This is a genomic window from Lysinibacillus sp. FJAT-14222 (assembly GCF_001278875.1).
In the GTDB taxonomy this organism is placed as follows: domain Bacteria; phylum Bacillota; class Bacilli; order Bacillales_A; family Planococcaceae; genus Lysinibacillus; species Lysinibacillus agricola.
Genome location: NZ_LIYL01000059.1, coordinates 149,217 through 174,454, shown reverse-complemented (window position 1 = coordinate 174,454; position 25,238 = coordinate 149,217). Strand labels below are relative to the sequence as shown.

Annotated in this window: 31 protein-coding genes and 1 other annotated feature; of the genes, 2 read left to right on the top strand and 29 right to left on the bottom strand. The window is 33.1% G+C overall.

The genetic code is table 11. The features are described 5' to 3' along the window. Positions 1–38 precede the first annotated feature (38 nt). Positions 39–262, bottom strand: a binding site (T-box leader). Between the two features lie 360 nt (positions 263–622). The 13 genes from AN161_RS29990 to AN161_RS24515 all read right to left on the bottom strand — a co-directional run bounded on the left by AN161_RS29990 (position 623) and on the right by AN161_RS24515 (position 7,672). Then, positions 623–781 (bottom strand): hypothetical protein, encoded by a 159-nt coding sequence (locus tag AN161_RS29990; RefSeq protein WP_158003101.1) that lies wholly within the window; start codon positions 779–781, stop codon positions 623–625. A 118-nt stretch (positions 782–899) separates the two neighbouring features. Continuing rightward, positions 900–1,355, bottom strand: coding sequence for a hypothetical protein (locus tag AN161_RS24565; protein WP_053596939.1), 456 nt, complete (start codon positions 1,353–1,355; stop codon positions 900–902). Between the two features lie 84 nt (positions 1,356–1,439). After that, positions 1,440–1,799 carry an SMI1/KNR4 family protein gene (locus AN161_RS24560; RefSeq protein WP_053596938.1) on the bottom strand — a complete coding sequence of 120 codons (360 nt, stop codon included), beginning with the start codon at positions 1,797–1,799 and terminating at the stop codon, positions 1,440–1,442. Between the two features lie 48 nt (positions 1,800–1,847). Beyond that, entirely contained in the window at positions 1,848–2,024 is a 177-nt protein-coding gene (locus AN161_RS29985) for a hypothetical protein (RefSeq protein ID WP_158003100.1), read from the bottom strand. Between the two features lie 107 nt (positions 2,025–2,131). Further along, positions 2,132–2,635 carry an SMI1/KNR4 family protein gene (locus AN161_RS24555; protein ID WP_053596937.1) on the bottom strand — a complete coding sequence of 168 codons (504 nt, stop codon included), beginning with the start codon at positions 2,633–2,635 and terminating at the stop codon, positions 2,132–2,134. A gap of 237 nt (positions 2,636–2,872) precedes the next feature. Further along, positions 2,873–3,295 (bottom strand): hypothetical protein, encoded by a 423-nt coding sequence (locus tag AN161_RS24550; RefSeq protein WP_053596936.1) that lies wholly within the window; start codon positions 3,293–3,295, stop codon positions 2,873–2,875. A gap of 466 nt (positions 3,296–3,761) precedes the next feature. Then, positions 3,762–4,202, bottom strand: coding sequence for an ankyrin repeat domain-containing protein (locus AN161_RS24545; RefSeq protein ID WP_053596935.1), 441 nt, complete (start codon positions 4,200–4,202; stop codon positions 3,762–3,764). Between the two features lie 272 nt (positions 4,203–4,474). Then, the gene (locus tag AN161_RS24540) at positions 4,475–4,876 is read right to left on the bottom strand and encodes an immunity 22 family protein (protein WP_053596934.1); all 402 of its coding nucleotides are present in this window, start codon (positions 4,874–4,876) and stop codon (positions 4,475–4,477) included. A 172-nt stretch (positions 4,877–5,048) separates the two neighbouring features. Beyond that, positions 5,049–5,336 carry a hypothetical protein gene (locus AN161_RS24535; RefSeq protein WP_053596933.1) on the bottom strand — a complete coding sequence of 96 codons (288 nt, stop codon included), beginning with the start codon at positions 5,334–5,336 and terminating at the stop codon, positions 5,049–5,051. A 71-nt stretch (positions 5,337–5,407) separates the two neighbouring features. Next, the gene (locus AN161_RS24530) at positions 5,408–5,743 is read right to left on the bottom strand and encodes a hypothetical protein (protein ID WP_198926939.1); all 336 of its coding nucleotides are present in this window, start codon (positions 5,741–5,743) and stop codon (positions 5,408–5,410) included. Positions 5,744–5,859: 116 nt separating this feature from the next. Beyond that, positions 5,860–6,171, bottom strand: coding sequence for a DUF4303 domain-containing protein (locus AN161_RS24525; protein WP_158003099.1), 312 nt, complete (start codon positions 6,169–6,171; stop codon positions 5,860–5,862). Positions 6,172–6,333: 162 nt separating this feature from the next. Further along, complete coding sequence (locus AN161_RS24520) at positions 6,334–6,732, bottom strand: immunity 22 family protein (RefSeq protein WP_053596931.1); 399 nt, start codon at positions 6,730–6,732, stop codon at positions 6,334–6,336. A 115-nt stretch (positions 6,733–6,847) separates the two neighbouring features. Then, positions 6,848–7,672, bottom strand: a complete 825-nt coding sequence (locus AN161_RS24515; protein WP_053596930.1) for a DNA alkylation repair protein — start codon at positions 7,670–7,672, stop codon at positions 6,848–6,850. 326 nt (positions 7,673–7,998) lie between these two features. Between AN161_RS24515 and AN161_RS24510 the strand changes: the two genes are divergently transcribed. Beyond that, positions 7,999–8,877 carry an RNA methyltransferase gene (locus AN161_RS24510; protein WP_082340411.1) on the top strand — a complete coding sequence of 293 codons (879 nt, stop codon included), beginning with the start codon at positions 7,999–8,001 and terminating at the stop codon, positions 8,875–8,877. Between the two features lie 738 nt (positions 8,878–9,615). On the opposite strand, the gene AN161_RS24505 is transcribed toward AN161_RS24510, so the two are convergent. Continuing rightward, complete coding sequence (locus tag AN161_RS24505; RefSeq protein ID WP_053596928.1) at positions 9,616–10,323, bottom strand: M23 family metallopeptidase; 708 nt, start codon at positions 10,321–10,323, stop codon at positions 9,616–9,618. 356 nt (positions 10,324–10,679) lie between these two features. On the opposite strand from AN161_RS24505, the gene AN161_RS24500 reads away from it, so the two are divergent. Further along, the gene (locus tag AN161_RS24500; RefSeq protein ID WP_053596927.1) at positions 10,680–11,012 is read left to right on the top strand and encodes a hypothetical protein; all 333 of its coding nucleotides are present in this window, start codon (positions 10,680–10,682) and stop codon (positions 11,010–11,012) included. A gap of 217 nt (positions 11,013–11,229) precedes the next feature. Here the strand turns inward: AN161_RS24500 and AN161_RS24495 are convergent, their stop codons facing one another. From AN161_RS24495 to AN161_RS24430, 15 genes are all read right to left on the bottom strand, one after another. Then, positions 11,230–11,703: a hypothetical protein gene (locus AN161_RS24495; RefSeq protein WP_053596926.1), complete on the bottom strand. Its 474-nt coding sequence runs from the start codon at positions 11,701–11,703 to the stop codon at positions 11,230–11,232. Between the two features lie 184 nt (positions 11,704–11,887). Continuing rightward, the gene (locus AN161_RS24490) at positions 11,888–12,265 is read right to left on the bottom strand and encodes an SET domain-containing protein (protein ID WP_053596925.1); all 378 of its coding nucleotides are present in this window, start codon (positions 12,263–12,265) and stop codon (positions 11,888–11,890) included. 207 nt (positions 12,266–12,472) lie between these two features. Next, positions 12,473–12,682 (bottom strand): hypothetical protein, encoded by a 210-nt coding sequence (locus tag AN161_RS24485; RefSeq protein ID WP_053596924.1) that lies wholly within the window; start codon positions 12,680–12,682, stop codon positions 12,473–12,475. 566 nt (positions 12,683–13,248) lie between these two features. After that, complete coding sequence (locus AN161_RS24480; protein WP_053596923.1) at positions 13,249–14,151, bottom strand: NAD(P)/FAD-dependent oxidoreductase; 903 nt, start codon at positions 14,149–14,151, stop codon at positions 13,249–13,251. 27 nt (positions 14,152–14,178) lie between these two features. Further along, positions 14,179–14,493 carry a thioredoxin family protein gene (locus tag AN161_RS24475; protein ID WP_053596922.1) on the bottom strand — a complete coding sequence of 105 codons (315 nt, stop codon included), beginning with the start codon at positions 14,491–14,493 and terminating at the stop codon, positions 14,179–14,181. Between the two features lie 130 nt (positions 14,494–14,623). Beyond that, the gene (locus AN161_RS24470; RefSeq protein ID WP_053596921.1) at positions 14,624–15,520 is read right to left on the bottom strand and encodes an NAD(P)/FAD-dependent oxidoreductase; all 897 of its coding nucleotides are present in this window, start codon (positions 15,518–15,520) and stop codon (positions 14,624–14,626) included. 258 nt (positions 15,521–15,778) lie between these two features. Next, positions 15,779–16,165, bottom strand: coding sequence for an RrF2 family transcriptional regulator (locus AN161_RS24465; RefSeq protein WP_053596920.1), 387 nt, complete (start codon positions 16,163–16,165; stop codon positions 15,779–15,781). Between the two features lie 77 nt (positions 16,166–16,242). Further along, entirely contained in the window at positions 16,243–16,392 is a 150-nt protein-coding gene (locus AN161_RS29180; protein ID WP_241774641.1) for a DinB family protein, read from the bottom strand. Positions 16,393–16,490: 98 nt separating this feature from the next. Continuing rightward, positions 16,491–17,324 (bottom strand): type II CAAX endopeptidase family protein, encoded by an 834-nt coding sequence (locus tag AN161_RS24460; RefSeq protein ID WP_053596919.1) that lies wholly within the window; start codon positions 17,322–17,324, stop codon positions 16,491–16,493. A gap of 159 nt (positions 17,325–17,483) precedes the next feature. Then, positions 17,484–18,098 carry an NDxxF motif lipoprotein gene (locus AN161_RS24455; RefSeq protein ID WP_053596918.1) on the bottom strand — a complete coding sequence of 205 codons (615 nt, stop codon included), beginning with the start codon at positions 18,096–18,098 and terminating at the stop codon, positions 17,484–17,486. A 425-nt stretch (positions 18,099–18,523) separates the two neighbouring features. Next, entirely contained in the window at positions 18,524–19,318 is a 795-nt protein-coding gene (locus AN161_RS24450; protein ID WP_053596917.1) for a MerR family transcriptional regulator, read from the bottom strand. A 274-nt stretch (positions 19,319–19,592) separates the two neighbouring features. After that, on the bottom strand, positions 19,593–20,336 hold the full coding sequence (locus AN161_RS24445; RefSeq protein WP_053596916.1) for a GNAT family N-acetyltransferase: 744 nt from the start codon (positions 20,334–20,336) through the stop codon (positions 19,593–19,595). Positions 20,337–20,857: 521 nt separating this feature from the next. Further along, positions 20,858–22,201, bottom strand: a complete 1,344-nt coding sequence (gene brnQ / locus AN161_RS24440; RefSeq protein ID WP_053596915.1) for a branched-chain amino acid transport system II carrier protein — start codon at positions 22,199–22,201, stop codon at positions 20,858–20,860. Between the two features lie 130 nt (positions 22,202–22,331). Further along, positions 22,332–23,393 carry an ornithine cyclodeaminase family protein gene (locus AN161_RS24435; RefSeq protein ID WP_053596914.1) on the bottom strand — a complete coding sequence of 354 codons (1,062 nt, stop codon included), beginning with the start codon at positions 23,391–23,393 and terminating at the stop codon, positions 22,332–22,334. Positions 23,394–23,625: 232 nt separating this feature from the next. Then, positions 23,626–24,291, bottom strand: coding sequence for a TetR/AcrR family transcriptional regulator (locus AN161_RS24430; protein ID WP_053596913.1), 666 nt, complete (start codon positions 24,289–24,291; stop codon positions 23,626–23,628). Between the last annotated feature and the right edge of the window lie 947 nt (positions 24,292–25,238).

Here is a 25,238-nt window from a genome sequence, read left to right as displayed (position 1 = left end):
AGAGTAAGACCTAAAGAAAAAACGTCCCTACGTAAATACGTAGGGACGATATATATCGCGGTACCACCCTAGTTGTGAATAAAATTCTTCACCACTTTATTTGATAACGGTATTCACTACCGTCTTCCACTTCCTCACAACGTGTGATTTATGAAAGATGCTCCAGGTCGAAATTCATGATAATCTATATACTGATTCGCACCAACCACCAGCTCTCTGAAATAGGGAGATTTTCACTACTTTATCCTATCATTGCCCAAATATTAATTTCCCGAATTGATACTATCATTTTTATCACACATTAAATACTTGCGTCAATTATTTTTTTGTTTTATCCGCTTATTTTCCGCTATAAAAATTCGAAATATGACTTTTGAATGGATACCTTTGCATTACTTATGGTTTATATTATATTAAATGTGACAGGTTTATAGTTTTTTAGTTCAACTATTTGATCATTAATCCTTTAAACCGACAAAGGTATTTTATCAGGAAAATCAATTGGAAATATAAGGCAAACCATACTACCACTTAATACATCATGGAGAAATCCAGTCATAGAGCCTTTATATTCAAAATAATCATCACCTGATCTATCATCTACCAAAATAAACCAATTACCTTAAGTATCCACAATCCAATTTAATGTATCCCCATTTTCAGTTCGTCCCCAAGGTAGGGCTGCATCACCTTTTGCAGTATTCAACCCGAGCACATCAAGAAAGCTATTCATTAACGTTTTAATATCAAAGCATCCAGTGGTTTTTCTCTCTTGTGTCAAAAATCCCTGCCTGAAGATAGTAAATTTTTTATACAAAAAAACATATATAAAGACATCTTCTTTACATATGTTTTGGAATTTTATTGATTAAAAATAAATTTGAATTACGCTTAATCAACTATTTGTTTTTTATAGTCATTTCCTCCGGTTTGTTAATATTTATCACATAAATTAAATCCGAGGTTGAATATGCTTTTAATAAGTTATCTTCAAGTTCAAGTTTATTAAATGGATTGGAAACCGTTGAAAAGAATGCCCATTTCAAGTTATTATTCATGTCAACATTAGCAATAAACCCTTCATTCCCCATACCACCTTCACCACAAATAAATAATCTATCATTTTGTTGAACTTGTGGATGTTTCTCAATCTCACACCAGATGTCCTCATTAAAAGACATGATACTTTCTAAAGAGGTTTCACACAAGGGATTTATAAAGTAATTTGTAGTATTACCGTCAATTACTTCATAAGAATCCATAATAATAACTTTACCTGATTTATAAATTACACCATCTATCCCTGGAAGCTGATTATTTTTCCAATTAGTTTGTATAATCTCATTTATCTCCATCTTAATCTCCTTTTAAGATTACAATCATTTGGTTTTTAAAGTCCTTTTTACGTCTCTTAAAGTCATCCTTGTTGTTATTTGCACTTAAAGTTTTAAATTACGGAAATCAAAATCAATACCATCGCTATCCAACAAATTTTCTTTATACTCTATTTCTTCCTTCGAACTATTAAAAGTAACTTCTGCGTACAATTTTTGGATTTCAACTATCTCATTTAATAAATAGTCATTGAAATCTTTATATACTTTAGCCCTTTTAATGGGATCATGAGAAAACAAATATACCTCTCCAGTGTCCCTTTTAAAGCAAATAGGATCATTGCTAGGACTTTCTGAAAAAACAATATATTTATCTGTTACTTCCTGTTGAAAGTTTAATGATACAAACTCCCACATTGAATTTGTCAATACTTCCCACTCACCAATTTTCTTAAGATTGTACATAAAATCAGAACTTTCAATACCACCAAAATTTAAGAAATAATCTTTCGTTTATGAGGGAATTATCCAATCTAGATGTTGCTCTGTCTTTTGAAAAATTTTTTCACCTTTTAATGAAATCACTTCTACATCATGATTCTCAAGAAAGGATGTAAGGTTTTCAATCCAATTGTCTTCCCCTATTTGTCTAATTGGTAATATCGGGTCTTTATTTATTATTTCCGACATGATGTACCTCCCTATTCGTTTTTTCCGTTTCAGATGTAGATTTGAAGGATATACACTAGATAAAAATGGTCCGATTATAACACAAACACTTACCGTTAACGAATATTTCATCTGCCATCATAAGCATCCCCATATAACTCGAAATTTTCAGCCAACCAAAACCAATTTTCACCTTTACTAGAGTATAATTGCTCCAACAGTTCCGAAAAGCTTTTAGCAATAATCTGACTATCCCCTGGTGTTGCATGAGTTTCCAAGAAACTATCATAGCAATAACCAAAATGAGACTTGCTCATATCAATGCTTATGTATTGGTTGATTTGTTCAGATTCTGCAATAAGATACCATTCATTACTAATATCCCCTTCGAGTTCCTCCCAAATTACATCATCCTCTGGGTAAAGCCTTTTACTAGTTGGCATAAACTCATTTGAAGAAACTATTTTTATTCCATAGGGCTTATTTACAAACATCTGTAAGGAGTCATAATTGCTAAAAAAATAATTCAAATCTTTCGGAAGAGCTAATTCACTCCTGAAATCTGTAATCCTTTTGACAAGTCTACAATTACGATCCTGTTCAATTTTTTTAATAATCTCTGTTATCTTCATACTTACTCCTTTAATCTCAGATTTAATATTAGACTTATCTCTTGCTTAGCTATTATTTTATCCCAATACCCCTACATTTCCAAATGTTACCTCAATCACTTTTAGATTCACCTTATTAATTCCTGAAAAGATTAAACGGCTTGAGCCCTTTAGAATTCAAGACTCAAGCCGCTGTATTTTTATTATTTCCTATAACTATTTGACAGAGCATGTTTCAATAATCCCTACTGTCTAGTATTACTTAAAATGGGCATAGTCCACACTATCCGTTTCTAATACCCTACTTGATTTTAGATTTTTTAATCTTTTAATCTTCCACTTTAACTTTTCGACATCCATTTGATTTAGTTTCAATTGTTTTGTGTATATGAATATATCTTCGTTAACATACTCAAATCGAAATGTGGTAGTTGGTATAATATTTTTACTTTCATGATAGAAACCATTTCTTATAATTGTATCAATTGTCGCATTGCTATTATATGAATACTCATCCATCAAAAATGTTTCTTCGTTCAATTCTTCGTCGCCGTCCAAGTCAACGTCCTTTAAATAGAATAATACTTTTTCAATCACAGTCTCTTTAAAAACTACACAATATACTTGTTCTAAAACTATTTCATCATTATCGTTATTTAAAAACCTTAGATACAGTTTCATTCCATCTTCTTTTATTACAAAAACACTGCCCCATCCCTTATTTTCATTATCATAAGAATAGTACAGTTCACCATCTTTTAACTTATTTACTATAATACCTTCTTTAGATTTGGGCTTTGTTTTGTAGATTTTGGGCTTCTTTAATTGATTCAGTGCATATTGATATGGGAAAAATCCCTAATACGAATCACTCCAAATAACCGTATCATTTTCTACGTCTTTTACTCGGCAAAGCATTTCTTCGTATGAGTCGTAATAATTTCCAAAAATTTTAAGCAGCAAATCGTATTCTTTTTTTATCACCTTGTACACTCCCCTAATTTTTTTGTCATTTTTGTTTCCCTAGACCGTCATGCTGATAAGATGTCCCACGTCTTATATAAAAAACATATGTAAAGAAAGTGCTTATACGTCTTCTTAACATATGTTTCTGAATCTAAAATAATAGAGACTCGGTTGTAGATCACTATTCGAGTAAATCCTTTGGTGCTATCCCACGATTATTTATCTTATTGGGATCGGCCCCATTCTCTAATAGATACCTTATAGTTAATGTTTCATTACTATTTTCCATTATCGCTCTCCATAAGGGAGTATTACCTATGTGGTCAACTGCATCAATTTCAGCACCATGAGTTATAAGAACCTTAACAATAGTATATCTGTCATAAATAGCTGCAAAATGCAGTGCGGTTAATCCCGCTTTATCTTTAGTGTTCACATTACATCCAATATTTACAAGATAATTTACAATTTCCTCTTTACCTTCAACGATTGCGGACATCAAAAACGTACGTCCGGCCCTATCAACACTATCTAAGCCGTATGTTTGTAAAAACGCATTGATTTTCTCATAATTTGATTCATTTAATAACGCATACAGCTGTGTATCATCGAATTTATTCATTTTCTTCCCTCCACGGTGTACTTGAATTGGTTCTCGTAAGATTGTGTTATAACAGCATTATCTACAGGATAGATAATATGTAAGACCGGTTTAAGCCTCTTCATCCAATATTCCCCTTCTTCCACCTGAAAACGATGCTACTTAAATTCTTTCATTTATATTAACAAAATAATAGTTATTATGAAAATAATTCCATAACAAACACAAGAAAAGAGCAGAAAAATCACCTATTATCAAGGGCGTTCTACTACTCTTTTGATCTGCTTACTGCACTAAAAGTCGGTATCGAATAATCCTATATAATGCAGACCGTTATAAAGCTTATTAACATCAGTAATTTCTATTTCCGGATCGAAATAATAAAACATTGTGTTTACTTTGTCTAATCCTTTGTGTATACAGATCTTTTTTATTTCAACCATCGTCTCATCTTCTACTGATAGTTCCTCAATAAATTCATCCACGTCTGTTAATTTATCTTGCCAGTAGACACCAATCCAATCCTCGTCATACACTTTTTCATTAATATCTTTACAAAATTCACATATCTTATATTTTGGATCATCAATATCCATGTCTGGATCACTATAATCGATTTTGAAATACTCGTTAAAGATATCGTTATCTACGTTGCTAATTCCTATCCAAACATTAACCTTACTCATTATTTCCATTATTATTTACACCCCACTTAAAGCCTAGGAAGACCTTTTATATCCGTTGAATGTCGTCCTAAATATGCATTTCCCTTTCTGTCAACAACATCTAAAACGGTTTTAAATAACCCTTTTTTAAGTTCCTCTGATGTAAAACCTATTTTAATTCATGCAAATGTTTCCCATAATCTTAAAATATAATAGTTATTTCAATAAAAATTATTTTAAAATTCCATTCATCTATTATTAAATATATTGAAGCTTCTTTTAAATCAATCTGTATTTTTTTAATAAAAAAATCATCTAAATCTAAATTTATGTATGGTGTAACAGATTGAAATTTTGTTAAATCAAGTTCAATCTCCTCTTTGTTCTTTACCGTATTTAGAAATAATTCTTTACTATATTCCTTCTTTGAAGAGTAATAATATTTTATACTTTCTTCCCATTCTTCATTATTAATTTCATATAGTTTCATTTTTCTATCCTCTAGCTATATTTTTGGAGAAGCAGTTGCAATGTCTCCGCAGTATTTAAATAGCCAACTACTTAAAAAACTAAAAACGCATCGTTTTCAAAATAAAAAATGAACGCCTGGAGTAACTGATCTAGTGTTGGATTTTCTAATTGATTATTTACATTATCAATTACATCCTCAATACTTGCTCCATCCAATGTTTCTATCCAACCATTATTTTTCACTTGTTCCGGTAAAAAATCATCTGAATCAGTTGGAAAATCAAAGCTATCTAGTGAAAATACCCCCTTTGTATTTAAATTCCATTCCGTTGAATTTGGAGGAAGATAAAACCAAGTCTCTGGATTTTTCTCTGGATGTGATAATACATTACAAATACTGATTAAACTCATTTTTTCTTCCGTCATAATTTCACACCCTCTCTTAAGATAGATGATCTATTTTTCAAATAACACCTTAATCACTAAAAAGTCAGCACTATACTATGTAGAAAGTGTATTACATGCAATTCCTAAGTAAATAGCTATACGATATTATCAAATCTTTTTAAGAACTCCTTGTAGACTTTTTCTGAATTTAACGACCTAGCTGAATAATTCTCAACTTCTTCAGTTCTTTCGTCATCAGACATCAAAATGAAGACCGTAATATCATCTTTATTTTTACAAAAAACTTTCTCGTTATGAAGATTATCAAGCACTGAAATCATAGTTGTATGAAGCTTCTCTTCAAATTTATCAAAGTTTTCTTCTTCTAAGGCATCTCTTTTCTCTAAATAAATAGCTTGCAACAGAAATACTGGCACCTGATTGTAAATGACTATTACTATATCCACTCGGAAGGATCCCATTTTAGTTCATCATATGCGCTCTCCCACGCTTGTATTTCTCTATTATGACCATCTAAGATTCCTACTAACAATAAAAACATATATAAAAAGGATATTATGACACTTTCTACATATGTTTTACATTTTACATAATATGAAATTTAGTTATTATAAATTTGTATCAAATTCTCCAATATAACTTAATCCATTATAAAGTTTGTTTTTATCGACGACATCTATCTCTGAATCCATGTAATAAAACATAGCATTTACTTCTTCTAATCCTTTTTTAATACAAATGTCCTGTATTTCTAACAATGTTTCCTGCGATACCGATAACTCTTCCAATGCTATACGAACATCTAACGTACTATCTTCCTTGTAAACTCCTATACAGTCTTCATCATACCATTTTTCATTTATATCCAGACAAAATTGACACACTTTATAAAGAGGATCATCAATATCCATATCTGGATCATCATAGTCTAATTCAAAGTATTTTTCAAAAGTTTCATCATCAGCATTATTAATACCTACCCATACATGTACTTTAGACATATACATACTTTTTACCTCACTTCCACTTTTCTATTATTATTCTTTTCCATAGATCATCCTAATCCTTTTAAACTCTAAAGTTTTTCTAAAAAAATCTTATTTAAATCTTCTCCTCAATTATTTAGCCTTTTACTATTGTTCTTTGAGCCTTTTTAACGATTCTTTCAGTTGCCTTGGTCGGAGATTCTCTTTGCCATTCATCACATAGGTTTATTACCCACTCTGGTTGAGTTTTGCTAGCATCATTTAACCAGTTGCCGACAGAATCTTGGACATACTTTGACGAATCTGATTTAAGTACAGTAAGAATAGGAAGTGCAATTTGCGGTTCTTCCTTTAATATTTCAATATGCTTTGTCCATACCCCGCGAGGACGGATTGATTCTAAACTGAACCTACGAATGTTTTCATCTCCGCTTTTTGCCCACTCTGTTAACAGGTCTACACTATTCTTAATATTTGCTGCAAGGTCCTCTCTAATTGACATCCAAGCAATTTCCCGAACGCCAAAATGATGATCTGCTGCGAAAGGTCGGATATACAACAGCTTCTCTTCTAAAGAATAATCGTTGTTTTTATTCATAAATGCCGCCCAACATCGGACACTATCCGATACGTGATGAGAGCATATTTTGATTAACTCCTCTTTTTTTGTATCAATTTCATCCATCAAGACTGTATCTAATAAACTTCCTATTAAACGAATTGCCTTCATTCCCGTTTCAACTTTTTGCTTTTCTATCTCCGTTAGTATAAATTCTAACTTGTCTTCTAGCCCTAATGATGGTAGAACATTTTTTACTAATACAATGTGCTGAACTGCTTGCCATTCCGTTAAATTAACACTTTCTATTTTTCCTTGATTCAACAATATTAAAACGTCATTAGGGATATCACTAGCCTTTCTAGCTCCCTTTCTATTTAAAACATCTTCTTTTACAACCATTTAACACCCTCCTGTCATTGTGGGACATAAAATCCGATCTGTTGAAATTGATAGATATCTATTTTTATATTATTTCTTCTCACAGATTATTTCCACTAATCCCTCTAATCAATTATAGCTCGCCATAATTGTGATATCGAGTGGCTTGATAGAGACGCCTATGATACGATTACACAATAAGTAACTTCATTTGTTTTTTTATGAACGTTAGTAAAATCAAGTGAACAACAATATAAAAGGATGGTAATCAATTGAGCAACGAGCAAAATAATAATAAATTTATATACACATATGTACATCATGTTGACGAGTACGATCTATGTAGAATGGAGATGCGTTCATTTTTTAGTTTTGATTCCCCATCAAACTATATAATAAGCAATATTAAAATTGATCCAAGCCGCAGCCCTTTTATACAAGACAGACTTGAAGTGCTGTATGAAGAAAACAGCATAGATAACATCAAGAAATTGGTGAAGGATCTAGAAGTAAATGAAGCAACTTTTAAAGTGGTTTGTTTAAATAATATGGAAATCGATGAAACGAAGAAAATCCCTCAATCAGAGCGTCGATTGTTAGAACGTGAGATAGGATTATGTATTGAGGGGGAACCAGACCTAAATCATCCTGAAATTATATTTGGTGTTATTTTAATAGATGGAAAATGGTATTTTGGAAAGCATATGAAGAGTGTATCCATTTGGCTTAAACATTTACACAAGCCACACAGTTATTCAACGGCACTTAGTACTAGAGTAGCTCGTACTGTTGCAAATATTGCAGTTCCTCAGCCTCAAAATATTCGTGCAATCGACCCTTGTTGTGGTATAGGGACAGTAGTAATTGAAGCCCTTTCCATGGGAATTAATATTGAAGGGCGAGATATAAATTACAATGTTTGTCAGGGTTCCAGAAAAAACATCACTTATTTTGGGTTGACAGGCAATATTATATTAGGTCCAATCTCAGAAGTTAAAGAACATTATGATGTCGCTATCATTGATTTACCCTATAACTTATTTACGCATACATCAACCGAAGATCAATTTAATATTCTGAAACATGCTCGTCGGATTGCCGATAAGGTGGTTGTCGTTACAATTGAAACAATTGATGACATGATAGAAGATGCAGGTTTTGTTATAGCAGATCGATGCATTGCTAAAAAGCAATCGTTTTTACGTCAAATTTTATTATGTGAATAAAAGCCATTATATCTGCTAATTTTGAAAAAATATGCCCATTAGCTTCAGATCATCTCTAAAAAATCAGTTACATAAAACAGACAACTATCTAGTTCTCTGTTTTTCGCCTGTCGAATTAGTTATATTCTTGTGAAGCCAATATCATTCTGTATTTATTTGTTCTATTTGAATAAATACTTATCTCCATGTTATAATTTATATTGAAGATGTATATAAAATATATAAGACGAATCGCTTCAAAGGCGATTTGCAATGAGAAGAAAGTAAACCTACTCACAGCTTGCGAGGCGGAGGCGGTTTACTTTTTTTGTGTAAAAGTAAACGACAATGCAATTACTGAAACTATAAGCGATGAAAAACTTATAGCAACCATCATTGCTTCAAAAATAGTCATTGGCATCAACTCCTTTCTCTTCAAGGACTTGAAGAAAATAGGTGGAAATTTGATTACCAATCGCCCATAAAACCTCTATCTAGTTACTCTCTCATTATACCAAATTTTTAAAAATTCCAGCCACCTAAATGGACAATAATACCCACTCTATTTGAATGAATAGCAGTCTTTTTTCATATCGAGTGACTAAAAAAACTAACGACGCTGGATAGCTCAATAATGGGCTAGAAAAATTATTGACTTTGCCGTAAGCGGAAATTTTTTTATATGGGTACCTTTAGGAAAATGCGGATTTACAACGCTAAGCCCATTTTCATGATGGTACCCCTCTATGCAGTTTTAATTTAATCCCATTCATCAGATTTTTGAAATCTAATTCTATCCTTATTTGTTGGAATCCCATTATTTACTTTTTCCCATATGCCATTTTTAAATAATTCGTATTGTTCAAAAGCAAGAGGCAATCCGTTTGCAGTAGCTATGTCACTACTATCCATAAGTTGAAAATGCAAATGCGGAGCAAAGGAGTTACCTGAATGACCAACTCTACCAATAACTTCACCTTTTTTTACACTTTCACCAACTGAAACCTGAATTGACCCTGTTTGAAGATGGACTAATCCAGCATATACATTGTCGCCACATTTTATAATGATGTAGTTGCCAGCAACTGATTGTATGTCGTCTTTCTTCGGGTCGAAATAATGAGCATTTTTATAAGCGTTAGACATATCTGAAAGCAATTTTGTTCGTGTTCGTTCTTTATAACCATCCTCTGCTTGGACAATGATCCCATCGCAAGGAGCATATACGTCTTGCCCCCAACAATAATATTCATCTAAGGGAACCCCAAAAAGTAGATATTGCGCCAAACTAACGCGATAGGCGGGCCAGCCCTTTCTTTCCCAATCCACTTGTATAAAGTCATAAGCATATCTTGCTCCTAATTTGTTTGTGCCGTGACTCGGAATTTTTGTCCCTGGAGTGTTAGGAGAGTGCCATTCTCCTCTCAAAGGAAACTCTACAATTATTGGCTCACGCGCATCAATCATCTCATATCCCTCCTCCGTCAATTCTTTACCTACATTATTGAAAATGACTAGTGCTACAAGGGTAAGTCCCATAGATAAATTTAATAAACAGGCTGTCTATGGACAGTCTTTTATTATCTCTGCCTAATTACCCTACCTTACGAAGCGTCGAAATCGTCCTTGCTGTTCCATACCCTCATATTTAATTCAGTTAAAAATAATCAAGAAACATTTTCCAGTTCCCTTTCGTCCTCTAATTTGAAAATGGGTGAGATGTATTATGATCGGTCTGCTTAATCTTGGAAGCCTTGTACTTGAAATAATAGCATTGCTGTTACCAATTACAATAATATTTTTTAGAAATGGAGATTTTAAAAATGAAAGTATTTAAAAGCACACGAAGTTTTCAACTTTGGTTTGCATGCTTTATTTTTAGTGTATCCATTTTACTTTTGATGGTTTTTCTTAGTATGAAAGAGATTTACTTACAGATTGGATTCCCACCAGGAGGAATACCTCATTATTTATTGAAATGTTTATTCATATTTTCCACTTGTATATCCGGTATTTATTTAATTCATTCTAAATTTAGAAATAAAGGAGACACTGCGATAGCAGCATTTTTCAGTTTAGCTATTACATTTGTTTATGGATTGCTTTCTTCAGAAGCAAAATATACAGCTTTCACTTCTCACAGGAAGTTACAGTAAAATATAAATAGTATTGTTTAATTTTGCACTTACCTATGTTTAGTTAAGGGCCACTTCCAGCCGAGTGAAAATCGTCATTGGCATCAGGTTAGTTACGCTCTCATTATACTGTATTTTAAGAATAACTCCTTTTTACCGTAGAAATTCCAACCAGTTCATTGGACATTAAGGCCCGCTCTACTTGAATGAATTGCAGGCTATCGAGTGACTAAAATCGTTATTTAGTATGCACTCCCAAAAATCCACTCTCATCACCATTATTCACCAGTTTCATTTCCTCATATTGATTCTTTTTTTTACTTTCTATAAGGAATAGCGTTTTTTTATTTGTTGTACTTCCTTCTGAAGTTGCATAAGAAAGAGTCAGAATTTTCTTTTCCTTTTCAAATTTAAACGAATAATCAGAATAGTCCCTTGTATCAGAGTTTATTAGAATATATGTTTTATACTTGTCTTCGTCATAAGCATAAACACCATCTTTTAACTCAGCACCAAATACGTTAAGAACTTTTTTATTGTCATCGTGATTCGTGTCAAGTTCTAATACCCTTAAATTTTCTAATTTCATAGTTTCCGAAATAACAGTATCAGGATTTCGCTCTTCGTAATCAACACTCAAACTGTTGCTACAAGCCGTTATCGTAAAGAATAGTCCAAGTAAAACCAAAAAAGTTAACCTTTTTTTCACCACTCTTTTTCCCCCTTCTTTCCATCTAAAAAGGATTATTGTTTTTCTTGTACAAATTTAATTGCTCGAAGAATCACGGTGTACTGTAGTAGCAAACATACCTAATGGGTTAATATACGCAATAACTTCAACAAAAAGAGCGTCAATTCTTCTTGAATCAACGCCCCGATTTATTTTGCTATCTTTTTTATTCTTGATCAAACCACAGTAGCTCTTTGTCATCAACATCGCCATTATAATTGATTAGAATTTCATCTCCTGCTTTAATATCTGTGAAAGCAAAGAAGTCAAATGTGCGATTTTTAAAATTAATCTCATAAATTGCATTAGGTTCATAAGAATGGTTAAACAACATTCCATAACCAAGAAGGATAGCAGATTGACCTATCCCATACTCAAATGCGTAATCACCGAGTAAGGTTTGCTCAACGTATTGATGCTGTTCGTTTGGATAAGAAATGACAGGTGCTTCGTGTAAAAGCTCTCCTTTTTTGATATCACATTTAGCAAATACGCCTCTATTGAATTCTCCATCACTTATTGGAGATGTTTTTATCTCAATCATGTTTGTTCTCCTACTCACTTTTAATATTCTTTCTAGCTGTAACATTACTTTGAATATTGAGCCCTTAACTAATCTGCACAATCTTTTCAGTAATAGTAATATCCATAAAAAATCATCTCATCTCCAAAAAGACAACAGGTAAGAGGTGATTTTAATCAAACTAAAAAATTATGCTTTAAAAAATAATGCCAACTTCTCTTTAGGCGTTTAGCGTGACGCTTTTGGCGGTTGGCAAACGTCACATTTACGTTGGTTTTTATTTTTAAATTTCGTAAATGTTTTTTCAAAGTTGCTACCACATGCACATTTAAATAGTAACTTTTGAGAAAAACCGTGATATTCCGTCGTTAGCAACTTACTATCCGAATTATTCTCTACAAATTCTTTAATTTTATCAATCGTCCAAATTTTATTCATCCTCTTACACCTCCATATTTTATCGCTATGCGGAGGCTTTCTTGGCATCCGTTCAGTTATAAGTAAAAGTCTTAATTATCTTAAGCTCCTCATTATAACATGAGCTGGTACACAATTAAACCGATTGAAGTTATCGTACTCATCTAATATCCTTCTATAAACATTGATGTATCAACAGTTTCCACCACTTCATAATAAAGAAAAAATATTCCATCACTTTATTTTTCGAATTTATAGTTAATATTCAAAAGTTAATGGCTACCAACGGCACGTATGTATTTTTTCGATAGATACTTTCAAAAAGAAGATTGTATTCATATAGAGGGGAGTCTTCTGCGGCTGACGCTTCGCTGAATGAAGATAAAAATGGAGCGTTAATCCCGTATTAGGGGAAATGGGTTCTTTATCGAAAGTTGGGGATGACGTTTTGTTAAACATAGTCATGTGGAGAAGTTATGGAAATGAGCCAGGAAATGCGCAACAAAAATTTTGCCAACCAAAACGACCTTGGTTGGCAAATGGATCAACAAACTAATAATTCTCCCTTCTCTTGAGCAAAGAGATCATTACTTTTTAAACTTTTCACTTGAAATATCTGAATTAATAGTCTTTGCTACTTGTATTCCAGTTGCCTCTGAAAGAACGATTTCCGTTGGTGCAGGCTGAGCAGCATCTCCAGCTGCATAAACATTTTTTTCCGATGTTCTTCCAAAATGGTCTACAACTATTAATCCGTGCTCATCAAAATCACAAGAAAATCCTTGCCCGATTACATTTGTTGTGTAAGCGGATGGGGTAATAAAACCAGCTTCCCTTTCTACTTCTAAACCATTTTGAAAGACAATACTACTCAATTCCCCATTATGTCCTTTTACTTCTTGAATCTTATCAGTAATCACATTAATCCCTTTATTTTCTAATTCTCTTTTTTCTTTTTCCTTTATTTCATTACCATTTGTTGCCACGATTAAATCATTTGATAAGTTATAAATAATTTTTGCATTTAGTGCAACATCACTAGTTTCATTAATATAAATTAACTTTTTACCCTTTAACTCCCAACCAAAGCTATATGGAGACGTAAAAATACTTTTATTATAGAATAACTCAATATTTGGAATATCCGTCTGTATTTTAGCACCATCTGTCAGTAGGATTTTTTCAGCAAGAAAATTCTCGCCATCTTCGGCATAAATTTTAAAAAGCTTATTGTCTGATTGTTTAATAACCCTAACATTTTGATTAACGATAGAATGAATAGTAGGATATTGATTTAATTTTTCTTTTGCTGCTTGCATGAATTCAATAGCGGCATTCCCATTTCTTGAAATACTTTCTTGAAGCTCGAACGCCAGGTGGTCATTATTTGTATCAAACAATGCTACTAATCGGTTTGTTCTACCTAACAATAGTGCTGCATTTAATCCTGCGGGCCCTCCACCAATAATTGCACAATCATAAACTCTCATCTTGTTTCCTCCTGTTATTATAACGAATCAAACTCCAACAATCTGCTTTAGGTTTTCAAAAGGAACATATCCAACAATTGGTTCATGTAATTTATTATGAATAATCAAACGAGAGTGAGGGATCCCAAGCACCTGGAATTCCGCGGCAATCTCTGGGCTTTTATCAACATTCACCCTTAAAATCTTCACCTTATCACTGAATTCTTCATTGAATTGATTAAGAACCATCCCGAACATTTTACAAGGGTTACACCACTCCGCCCAAAAATTTATTAACACAATCTTTTTAGTTTTTAGGTGTTTTTCTAATTCTTGCTTTGTTGTGACATGAGCAATTGACATAATTTTTCCTCCTTCGTGGAAATAAAGATCTCTAAGATATAATATGCTTTTCGTTATTTACTTGAACCTACTATCCCCCTTTCAATCAACATTAAAGAGCTTTAATGTCCGTAATTAAGTTAAAATTTTTTCAAATTGTACTGTCGAAAACAATTGCCATCGCCGCTTTATATCCTTCAGCAGCAGCAACAATTAATGAAGACTGGCCTAATTTAGCTGTCTCCCCTGCTGCATAAACATTTTCCAGTGACGTACGCCCTGACTCATCGACAACAATGCTACCATTTTCATTAAATTGACAACCGAGCTGCTCTGCAAATTGATTTGGACGCACAAAATTAGGTACTATAAAGCCTCCAGCTCTTTCGATTTCAAGTCCCGAACTAAACACTATTTTCTTTAAATAACCATCCTCACCATTTAGATGCTGAATAGGTTCCGTAATGACAGCTATATCTTTTCTTTGTAGTTCATTCAATGTCGGAGCAGAAAGTTCATGACCATTTGTGGCTATCACTAAATCCTCTGACCAGTTATAAACAAGCTTTCCTTTAAAAAGAGTCTGTTCTTCATTTTCTGAAATAATAATTAGGGGTTGATCTCTCAATTCCCATCCATCACAAGTTGGGCAGCTAAATAAACTTTTCCCATAATACTTTTTAATATCCGGAACCGAGGGGAATTCCTCTTGAACACCTGTCGCTACTATAATTCTTTCTGCAACATACTCTACATCTTCTAACGTCTCAATTTTAAACAAACCGTTTGATTGTTTTGTTATATTCCTAACTGTGTTTTGATAAAAATGAACTGATGGGTACTTTTTTACATCATTCAAAGCTATTTCTTTAAACTCTGCTGGTTTAATTCCATCACGTGTAAGAAATCCATGTGATTCCTGAGTCACACGATTTCGATTTGTTCCATTATCAAATAACGCGACTTTTTTCCGAGACCTTCCTAAAATCAAGCTTGCATTTAGTCCAGCGCCACCTGCACCTATAATTGCACAATCAAATAATTCCATAATGTAACTCTCCTCCATAAATTGTTTAGAGTACAGGTTGTTTTGTTATAATGTCTACTATCACAACATGCCTTCTAGCTCAAATAAGGTTAAAAATAGAATGATTCTAAGCTAAAATCACTTGAAGTTTATAGAAGCAAGAAATCGAGAAGATCGAGTATAGAAAATAATAATGTCGTTAAGTTTCTTTCGCAGACTTAAAAGACTCTTTATATCTCTAATTACTCAAAAAAATAATGGTGGACTATAAATCCACTACTATTTTTTCACAAAATCCGATATTTTTCTGTTTCTTAACTCATTCTCCAGTTTTTCTTCTGCAGATAGCATTACTTCTTTTATTACACACTTAGGATCGTTGTATAAACAACAATCAAACAAAGACGATTTGCCTTCAATTGCATTTATAATATCTAAAAATGAAATATCTTCCCAATTGTGACGAAGTGTATATCCACCATTGGCACCCGATACAGAGTTGATCATTCCCTCTTTTACTAACTTCGTTAGGATTTTAGACAAATATGTGGGAGAAACATTTTGCATCTCAGCTAATTGTTGGACACCCACTGGTTTATTTGGTGTTTCCTTTGCAAGAAAAAGCATTGTGTGTAGTGCATAATTTGTAGCTTTAGAATATTTCATAACTATTATTCACCTCAATTAGAGACTTTACATATCCATAATAGCATCGATTTTATGTTATTTCAATATTTATGTCTTCATGATAAATGTGAGTTTAAAATTGCAAGCATCTGAAAAATCTGTCCCCTATGATGTGACTCGTGTTCAAGGAGGTGGTAAATAACCCACTCAGGTGTGACATCGCAATGAGGGAAAATTCTAGATGTACGCCAATCTTCTAAGTCCATAGACTATTCCACAAATTTGCCCATTTGCTCGGCGATAATAACCCTCGCTGAAGTTAGCCGTTCGTTGATCAACTTCCGCTACTTACGCTTAACTATCACTAAATCATGTAATGCTTTCCATGAATAACGTTCGTATCTTCCTTTCCATACAATACTTTCTTTGGATTGATCACGATAAGTAAAACTGCCACCACTAAATAAAGAATTGCGTTATACATGAGTAAATCAATTAATTTTCCGTTTATTAAGCCCAGAAAGAAATTAAAGAATTGGTGGATAATGATTGGGACGATTAAATTTTGATTTAAATTATGAAATGCTGTCATGACGATCTTAGTAGACATGATTGCAATCATAAAGAGTAGAATATATTTGATTAAATCAATGCCCATAAGCCCTGTAGTAAACCATATGGGTAGATGCCACATCCCCCACCAAAACCCTATAATTATCGAAGCTTTTAATGGCGAATGCTTCTTTTGGAGCTCCATTTGAGCGAAACCTCTCCACCCTAATTCTTCTCCTAGTGGCCCAGAAAGAAGGTGATTAAAAAAGTAATAGATTAGCATTCCCCATGAAGAAACAGTAATAATAGAGTCTACTTCACTAGTATTAGATACAATAAACAAAATCATCAAAAATATGAAAACTTGAATCATAATTGCAATAAAAATCACAGAAAACTTAAGTTTATTTTTGAATTTATCTTTTACAAATTGCATAAAACTTTGCCCAGGATAGATTTTTTTAAATAGTATTGCAAAAGCAAAGGTTGAGGACCAAGCTGATATACAGAGCATTACATCAAAAATCCATTTAGGAAATCCTAACACACTTGTGGCTCCTACAAGACAAAAAAGTGGCAAAAAAATGATATTGGTTAGTAAAATAAAACTGGCTACTGGTTTCTTTAGTTTCTTTTCTCTATTCAAGCATATTCCCCTTTTCAAACTAGTATTTCGTAAATATATTTAAGAATACCTTTAGCTTAAACGTGGGGGTTACTCACAGGTCAATACTTATACCATCAAATAATTCGCCGAAAGAAAAAAATACCCTTCAAAAACAATGAAGGGTAAAAAATATTCTTTCTATTCATCGAAATATGTAGTTTTAATTTTTTTCTCGTCCAAAAATTTTTCAATTTTTAGTTGCTGCCTTCCGTTCGCTTTAGAAAAATGCTCTGAAGCAAAATCTGATATATCTGTCAAACTACCATTTTCAACCGCTCCAACAATTTCCTCATCAAATTGTGTTAAAGTTTCCCTGATGGATGAAACAAATTCATAAATTGTCTTTGAAGGTTCTTTATAATCATCAGGGATAGTATTATTATTTAAAAAATCATTGAAATTCGCATCATTCTGTTTCCCTTCATCCATTAATTTATTTAATTTTTTCCGATCCGATTCAGAAGCATCCTCATATTTATAAACAATTGTTTCCATTTCTTTATCGATTACATGACTATAATCCATATACTTTTTTATACTTGCTTTCATTTCATCTTCACTAATATTTTCATTCTTTTTATTAGAAACAAATAGATCGTCTGGAATTTTAACAGGTACATTGCTAACGGAATTTCCTTTACTTTCTTTATTGCTTTCTTCATTGCTCTCTTCGTCAGGCGTTGTATCGTTTGAACAAGCACACAGCAATACAACAGTGAATGCCATTAATAGATATAAAGTAAATCTTTTCATTTTAATCTCCTTTTCAATTCATTAAATATTTCTAATATTGTAAAGCTATTGGTTTCTAACATCCCCTTTTTTATGTTCACGGGACCTCTCACTACCTTTAATAAATCGACATTTTTCTGCAATAGAACAATTAGTTGTGTTGTCATTTATTGCACACTTTCTTAAAATACGCCTTCATCCATTGCCAGCATCCTTATTCGAACATCTCAAATCGACTCTACATCCGTGTGTGCAATAAATAAATTGATCTAAAAAAGCTTTTCTTCGCTTCACAGTGTACTAGTTAAATAGTACACTGTAACTGTTGAGGGTTCAAGTATTAAATTCAAAAAAAAGGAAGAACCCCTAAATAAATGGCTCTTCCTTCTTGAAATTAAGTTGAATAACGTTTGCCTCTTTAGCAAAGGGGCGGGAAACAATAAGGTTCACTTGATAGGTGCATAAATCTCTAAAAATACCCGTTCAAGACCATCTTCATAAGTGGTCAGTAATAGATTTATATAAACTTGCCCCAAAAGCTCATACCCTTTTTCTATTGCAAGCTTTCTTAAATTCGCTTCCACGTGTTGATCAATATTTTCTCCACCAGTTGACCATCTGCCATCTTCAATAATTGTATAAATACATTTTGGATGGGATAGAATTTCACCTTCTATTTCTTCATCTGTGCCTTCCACTTTTCTTACAATTATAAACTTATCTTCTATAATACCTTTTTCATTGAAATGGATGACTCTTCTTAAAGATGTGAGCGTAACTGCTTTTTTTAAACTCTCTGCATTCTTTTTTAAAGTGTCATATTCTTCATACGCAGTAAAATGTTCTATCTCTCCCTTTATTTCTAAAGGTTTCATTTCCTTAACTATGTACTCTCCTAAGAATTGTTTGATATTCTTACAATCTTCTTTTACTATTTGAATCTTTTTCAATAGAAGTTTTTTATACTCTATTTCCAGTAAAACCTCTTGTTCTTTTTCTTCTAATAATGATTGAATTCCATCAATACTCTTACTTTTTCTTAATTCTTGGATTTTTTTAATTTCAATATCAATTTCTCTATAGAAATTTACTGTTGTAATATCATAAATATCTAAATGACTATATTTTCTATACCCATTCTCAATATTTTGCTTTGGCTTTACTAATTCCTTCTCCTCATAAAATTTCAAGGTATCTCTGGATACACCTAAAAAATTAGCTACTTGCCCAATTGTGTACATGATACTCTCCTTTTACATTGCTACATATACGCCGGTAAATAATAACATAGACTTATGATAATAATTAAGCTATGTATAAAAAAATTCAACAGCGCCAGCATCTTGACCTAAAACCTACGATACTATAATTTCCATAATCAAGAAACCGATTTTCCCCATCATAAGGAAAAATCGGTCTAGTTTTTATTGAAAGAGTGTGCGTAGCAGATGTAAATAACATCAGACTTTTTACATCTACTGTTTTTCTCCAAGGAATTTTATATATGTTCCTATCCTACTGGGATTCTCCGACAGTGCAATCAGGAGAAATGACATCCCACTTTCCAAACAGCGTCAAACCTGCCGCTTTTGCTAGAAACATAGAAGCCTCATTATCGAGCTGACATCTGTACTGTGGTTCGTACCCCTGCTCAAAGGCGTACTTACAGATTGAACGTACCACTTTGCGTGCATGACCTTTTCCTCTAAAGGACGTTAAAGTCAATACACCTAGATCTGCAATTTGCACATCTTCTTCCCAAGGATACATGCTGGCAGCACAGACCAAGCGATTTTGCTCAAAAGACCCAAACACTGCCCAGTGATCCAACTCCACATAAGCGTCATCCAAGTCTTGTTCCGAGGCGGAGGATTCGAACTCTGAGAAAATCAGATCATCTTGCTCAGTTAATTGGCGCAATGTACCTTCCTGGTTTTCTTGCAGCAAGACGTTCTTTTCTGTTTTTGAAAAATAAAAAAGATAGTCTGCGCCATGCAGTGTAACTCCTCCTTCATTCAATTTCTGGCGGAAGTCCAGCTCAGACAGTTCTTGTCCTTTAGAAAGATCTAACTTATCAGCCATCTCAGGCGTCAGGACTGCCAAAACCCGGCCGTCAGTAGTTTCCAGTACCATGACCCGACTATCTTCGCTCAGGTCAGGGTTGATGGTGACAGTAAAGATTCCATTGCTGTAGATAACGTCTCCGTTTAGAAATTGCGACTTCCAATTGTCAGTTATTGTTTGTGAAAATAAATGCATACTTTTTACCCCCCATAGTTGAAATTCTATTTAAAAATACCATATTTTATCAATCAATTTCTAATCTTTTTTATTTTTCTAACCTTGTTTCCATTGTTCCGTCTCGCAAGACTAGTGAACATCTACATCAAAATTGTAATTATTTAATCATACACTCCTATTCTTTGAATTTTATCGGCCAAGCATTAGGAATTTCACCCTAAAAAGATACCTAGGATGAATCTATAGCAACATCATAAAGCTTTACACAGTGTGAAGCTCAAGTCTTTTTTGTTTTTAATAGTTATCTTTGTTCTCATTAATTATTTATCTTAAGTGTAAAAAGAAAAGTCTTGCTACTTTTAAAATGTACCCTATAAGATAGACACTTAAAAAAATTCTCTCTTATAGAGTAATTTTTTTATAATGAATATAACAACTAGATAGAGCAGAACTTATGTCAAAGAAATTAATTACTGATCAAGAACAAAAATAAACATCCTGATTATATTCCATCTCATACGAAATTAACTTATCTAAATTTAAGATTTAACAGATGGTATTCTAGGTACATCCTCATCCAATTGTAAATCCTTAACTGGAATAAAGTAACCAATTATTCCACCAATTAAAGCAGGTAATATCCAGGCCATCTGAATATCAAGCAGTGGCAAATAACTAAAAAGTCTAGTCAACCACACCCAATCAACCCCCGCCACAACTAAACCATCATAAACGCAAACAATAAAGGCCCCAATGAAAGTTCCGATATAAGTACCTCTTCGAATTCGAACCACCTTGTGAAGGTAGGAAAAGGTAATTACTAGAAAGGTAATTGGGTAGATTACATAAAGAACAGGAAGTGAAATATTAATAATTGTTGTTAGGCCGAAATTCGAAATTGCGAATGAGACAATTATCGTTAAAATAACAATTGTCTGATAAGAATGTTTTGGGAAAATCGAATTAAAGTATTGTCCACATGCACTAATTAGTCCAATACACGTCGTTAAACAAGCAAGCGTTACAATACAACCAAGCAAAGCAACCCCCATGGTGCCATATGTTACATCTGCTGCATACGTTAATAATTCCCCTCCGTTTTCAAATATTAAGGTTGACCGAGTAATAACACCTATATATCCGATTCCAAAATAAACTAAAGCTAAGAAAATAGCAGCGATACTAGCAGAGTAAACAGTGCCTTTAAATAATTGCTTTTGATCCGTTATGCCTCGTTCCTTGAACATAGCAATAACAAAGGTCCCAAATGCAATTGAGGCTATGGCATCCATCATTAAATATCCATCAACAAAACCCTGAAAAAACGGAAATGTTGAATAGCTTTTACTTGCTATTGAAGGTTCAGAAGAAAAATTCATACCAACAAATCCGACAATTAACATAATAATCGCTAATATAAGAAATGGTGTAATCCACTGGCCTACACTTTCAACTAACTTCGAAGGTACTATAACAAATAAATAACAAAGAACAAAAAATACAACTGAGTATAGCAATAAAGATAAAGAACTTGGTTTTTCCAAAAATGGGACTAGACCCATTTCATATGAAACATTCATAGCTCTTGGAATTGCAAAAAATGGTCCAATAGCTAAGTACAATGTAATCATAAAACCTAAAGTAAACATTGGATGAATTCGCGAAGTCACTTCGGCTATTTTCCCTTTATTTAAAGCAACAGAGATAATCCCTAGTAAGGGCAAGCCTACGCATGTTAAGACAAATCCTATAATAGCTGGAAGGAATGATGCTCCAGCTCCTTGTCCAATCATAGGAGGAAAAATTAAACTTCCTGCTCCAAAAAATAGAGCAAATAGCATTAAACCAGAATACACTATATCTTTTTTATTTAATGTTTTCATCTAGGTCCCTCCACTATAAATTTAATAGCTTTATTTCACGGAATTTTCAAAATATTAAAGTGACACTAAATTATTAACATGTTAGGCAAGGAATACCCTGCCTAACAATTATTAAAATCATTTTAATTTATCAATTGGAGACTTTTGTCTTTGTACTCTTCCATAAAGGAATTTTGATCCCTAAATTATGTTCTAAAGCTCTATCAAATACACTTTTTGCAACGATAATATCTTCAACTGCCATTCCTACATTATTTGAAATGATAAGCTGATCCTTATTTGTTCTTCCTTGTTTTAAGCCACCCGCAACTGCTCCAGTTTCAGCATAGATTTCAGGAAGCCCCCAAGGATAATACCCATATGTTTCCAAAACCTTATGCTGTTCTATACTGTCTAAAGTATAAATGTCAGCTCGCTTATAAACGCTATCTTCATATACCGAGTGACAATCACACATTATTAATGTCTGCCCCTTTGAAATCCATTCATCTTTTACGACAGGATTCGGATTGTGATGAATAGGAATTGCAGATGCAATTACTTCACACTGTTTAGCAACTTGTTCATAAGATGCAGCTTTAACAATTGTAGCATTTACTAGTGGCTGACATATTTCAATTAATTTATCCATTGCGGGCTCGAATACATCATATACATAAATCTTCTCAAGTTTTGGTAGCACTCTTTCAATCATCTTCACATGTGCTTTTCCTTGAATCCCACATCCAAACATACCGAATGTTTTTGCTTCAGGGTTCGCTAAATGCTTTGCAGCAACTAAAGAAACTGCTGGTGTTCGAACTTCTGTAATCCATGTTGCATCAAGAAATGACAACGGCATTCCCGTTTCATGATCATTATAAATAATTTGACAATTTGTTGGAGTTATATCTGGATATCGCTCCCTATTGGTAGGAAAGTTACTTCCCCATTTAATGCCACATGCAAGTTCATCAGGGAGATAGGCTGGCATAGCATGCATAAGTGAATCAGGCTGAGAATGCAGGCCAATTTTTGCAGGCATTTCACTCTTTCTTTCGCTATATGCAATCATAGCTTTTTCCGTTAAGTTAAGAATCTCCTCAACTGAAATCTGAGTGTCTTTCACGTCTTGCATACTTAAATACAATAGCTCTTCTCCAATATTTAATCTTTCTTTAACCCAATTACGATATTCGTTATTAGTCATCATCACATTTCCTCCTCTACTTGATTTTAAAACGCTTACATTTTAGACTATGTTACAAATGAACATGTTTTTTAAATGAACACGTTCATTTAAAAAACATGTTATCATATATCTTGATCGCTTCCAATAGGAATTCTCAATTTTTCGAAAAATCTGAATCTCGTTCTTGCAAATAAAAAAAGCAGTTCTGATTTCTCAAAACTGCCATTTCCTCAAATTTCACCTATCAAAGCTATTAAGATATTTTTGATTCCAAAATGTATCTCATATATTTAATGGTATTTTCAACTACTTTTTCTATTTCATAATCCATTCGCTTATTCATAATTGCAGACATTGTACCTTGCCATATCAAAACGCACATCTCATTTACTTCTTCAACTATTTCATTAGAATATTCATTTCCTTGAAATTTTTCCTTAATTGACTTTTCTAAAAGAGCCTTATTCCTCTTTGTTAAGTTATGTTCTAAGAGTAACATTTTAATTTCATCTGGAATTCCAATTAGATCATTATTGTACACTGCGTAGTAATTTTCTAACAGACTTTTTGGTGTTTCACCAAGATCGGCGATAAAGATGGCATGATATATTTCAGGTTGTTTAAATGAATGGTTACAAAAGCATTCCCAGCTCAATATGTACTTTTCAAGATAAGTTTCTCCCTGGTCCATATAACCGGGAACTTCTTTAATATAATCATTAATAAATCTCATAGATGCAAAGAAAATTAATTGAGAAAGATCCCCGAAGTAATTATATATAGTTGAACTTGTATAACCTGCTTTTACGGCTACCTTTCTTGCTGTAACATTTTTTATTCCTTCTTCTTCAATAATTTGTGCCGTAGCATCCACAAAATACTGCCACATTCGGCTCATTTGTATTTCCTTTCGATACATAAATACCCATCCTTCTTTTAATCTTGGTAAAGGGACTTTAATTGTTCATGAGGCTTTATCTTGGCTTCCCTTGATTCTGCACATTCTTAATATATAGCTCAAGATCATTAATTTTTTCCTCATCTTCTTTTTGCATAATCGAAATTCATAATAGGAGCACCTTGCTAAAATGTCAAATTTAGTAAGCGTTCAAATAAAAAATTGGCTGAATGAAGACTCCCTATACTTATTATAAGACAAGGAAGCCTATTTAGCATCCAAGATTTATATGGTTTAGAACCCTACCCACTGAATTGATGCCATTTTGGTCGAAAAAACCCCTTAAACTCAGATGGGTTTCCAACCAAAAAATCAACAAAACCTATTAACTTTGGTGATGAGACAAATTTTATATTTTAAAAAACATATGTGACAATATTGTTTGATTTTACCATATCGTAATTTGTAGACTTTACTCAACGAAGAGCACGGTTTAAATACATATCAAACAGGGTAGATTTGTACGTTTATAGTCCTACCACTGGAAAACTAACTATAAAAAGAATAAGAGTAGATGGAAATACTCTTTCGCACACTGATATAATTCATGCAGAAATTAATACGTAATGACAAGCGTGTTGATTAGGAAAATATAGATTTATTATTGAGTGATAAAAGGATTTTTTTGTTGATATTTTGCTAATGTATGTCCATTTTAACTGATTGTAGCATAGGGATACTCGAGTGCTCCTGTCGCTTCGCTTTCGTCGCAGAGCAAAGCTTCCCGGGGAAAGCGAGATAGACGAGACCCTGCATGGAGCGAATGTTTTCCGTGCGAAAGCGAAGCGAAGCGGCAGCAACAGGGTTTTGTCTGTGCGAAAGCGAAGCGGCAGCAACAGGGTTTTGTCTGTGCGAAAGCGAAGCGGCAGCAACAGGGTTTTGTCTGTGCGAAAGCGACAGCAACAGGG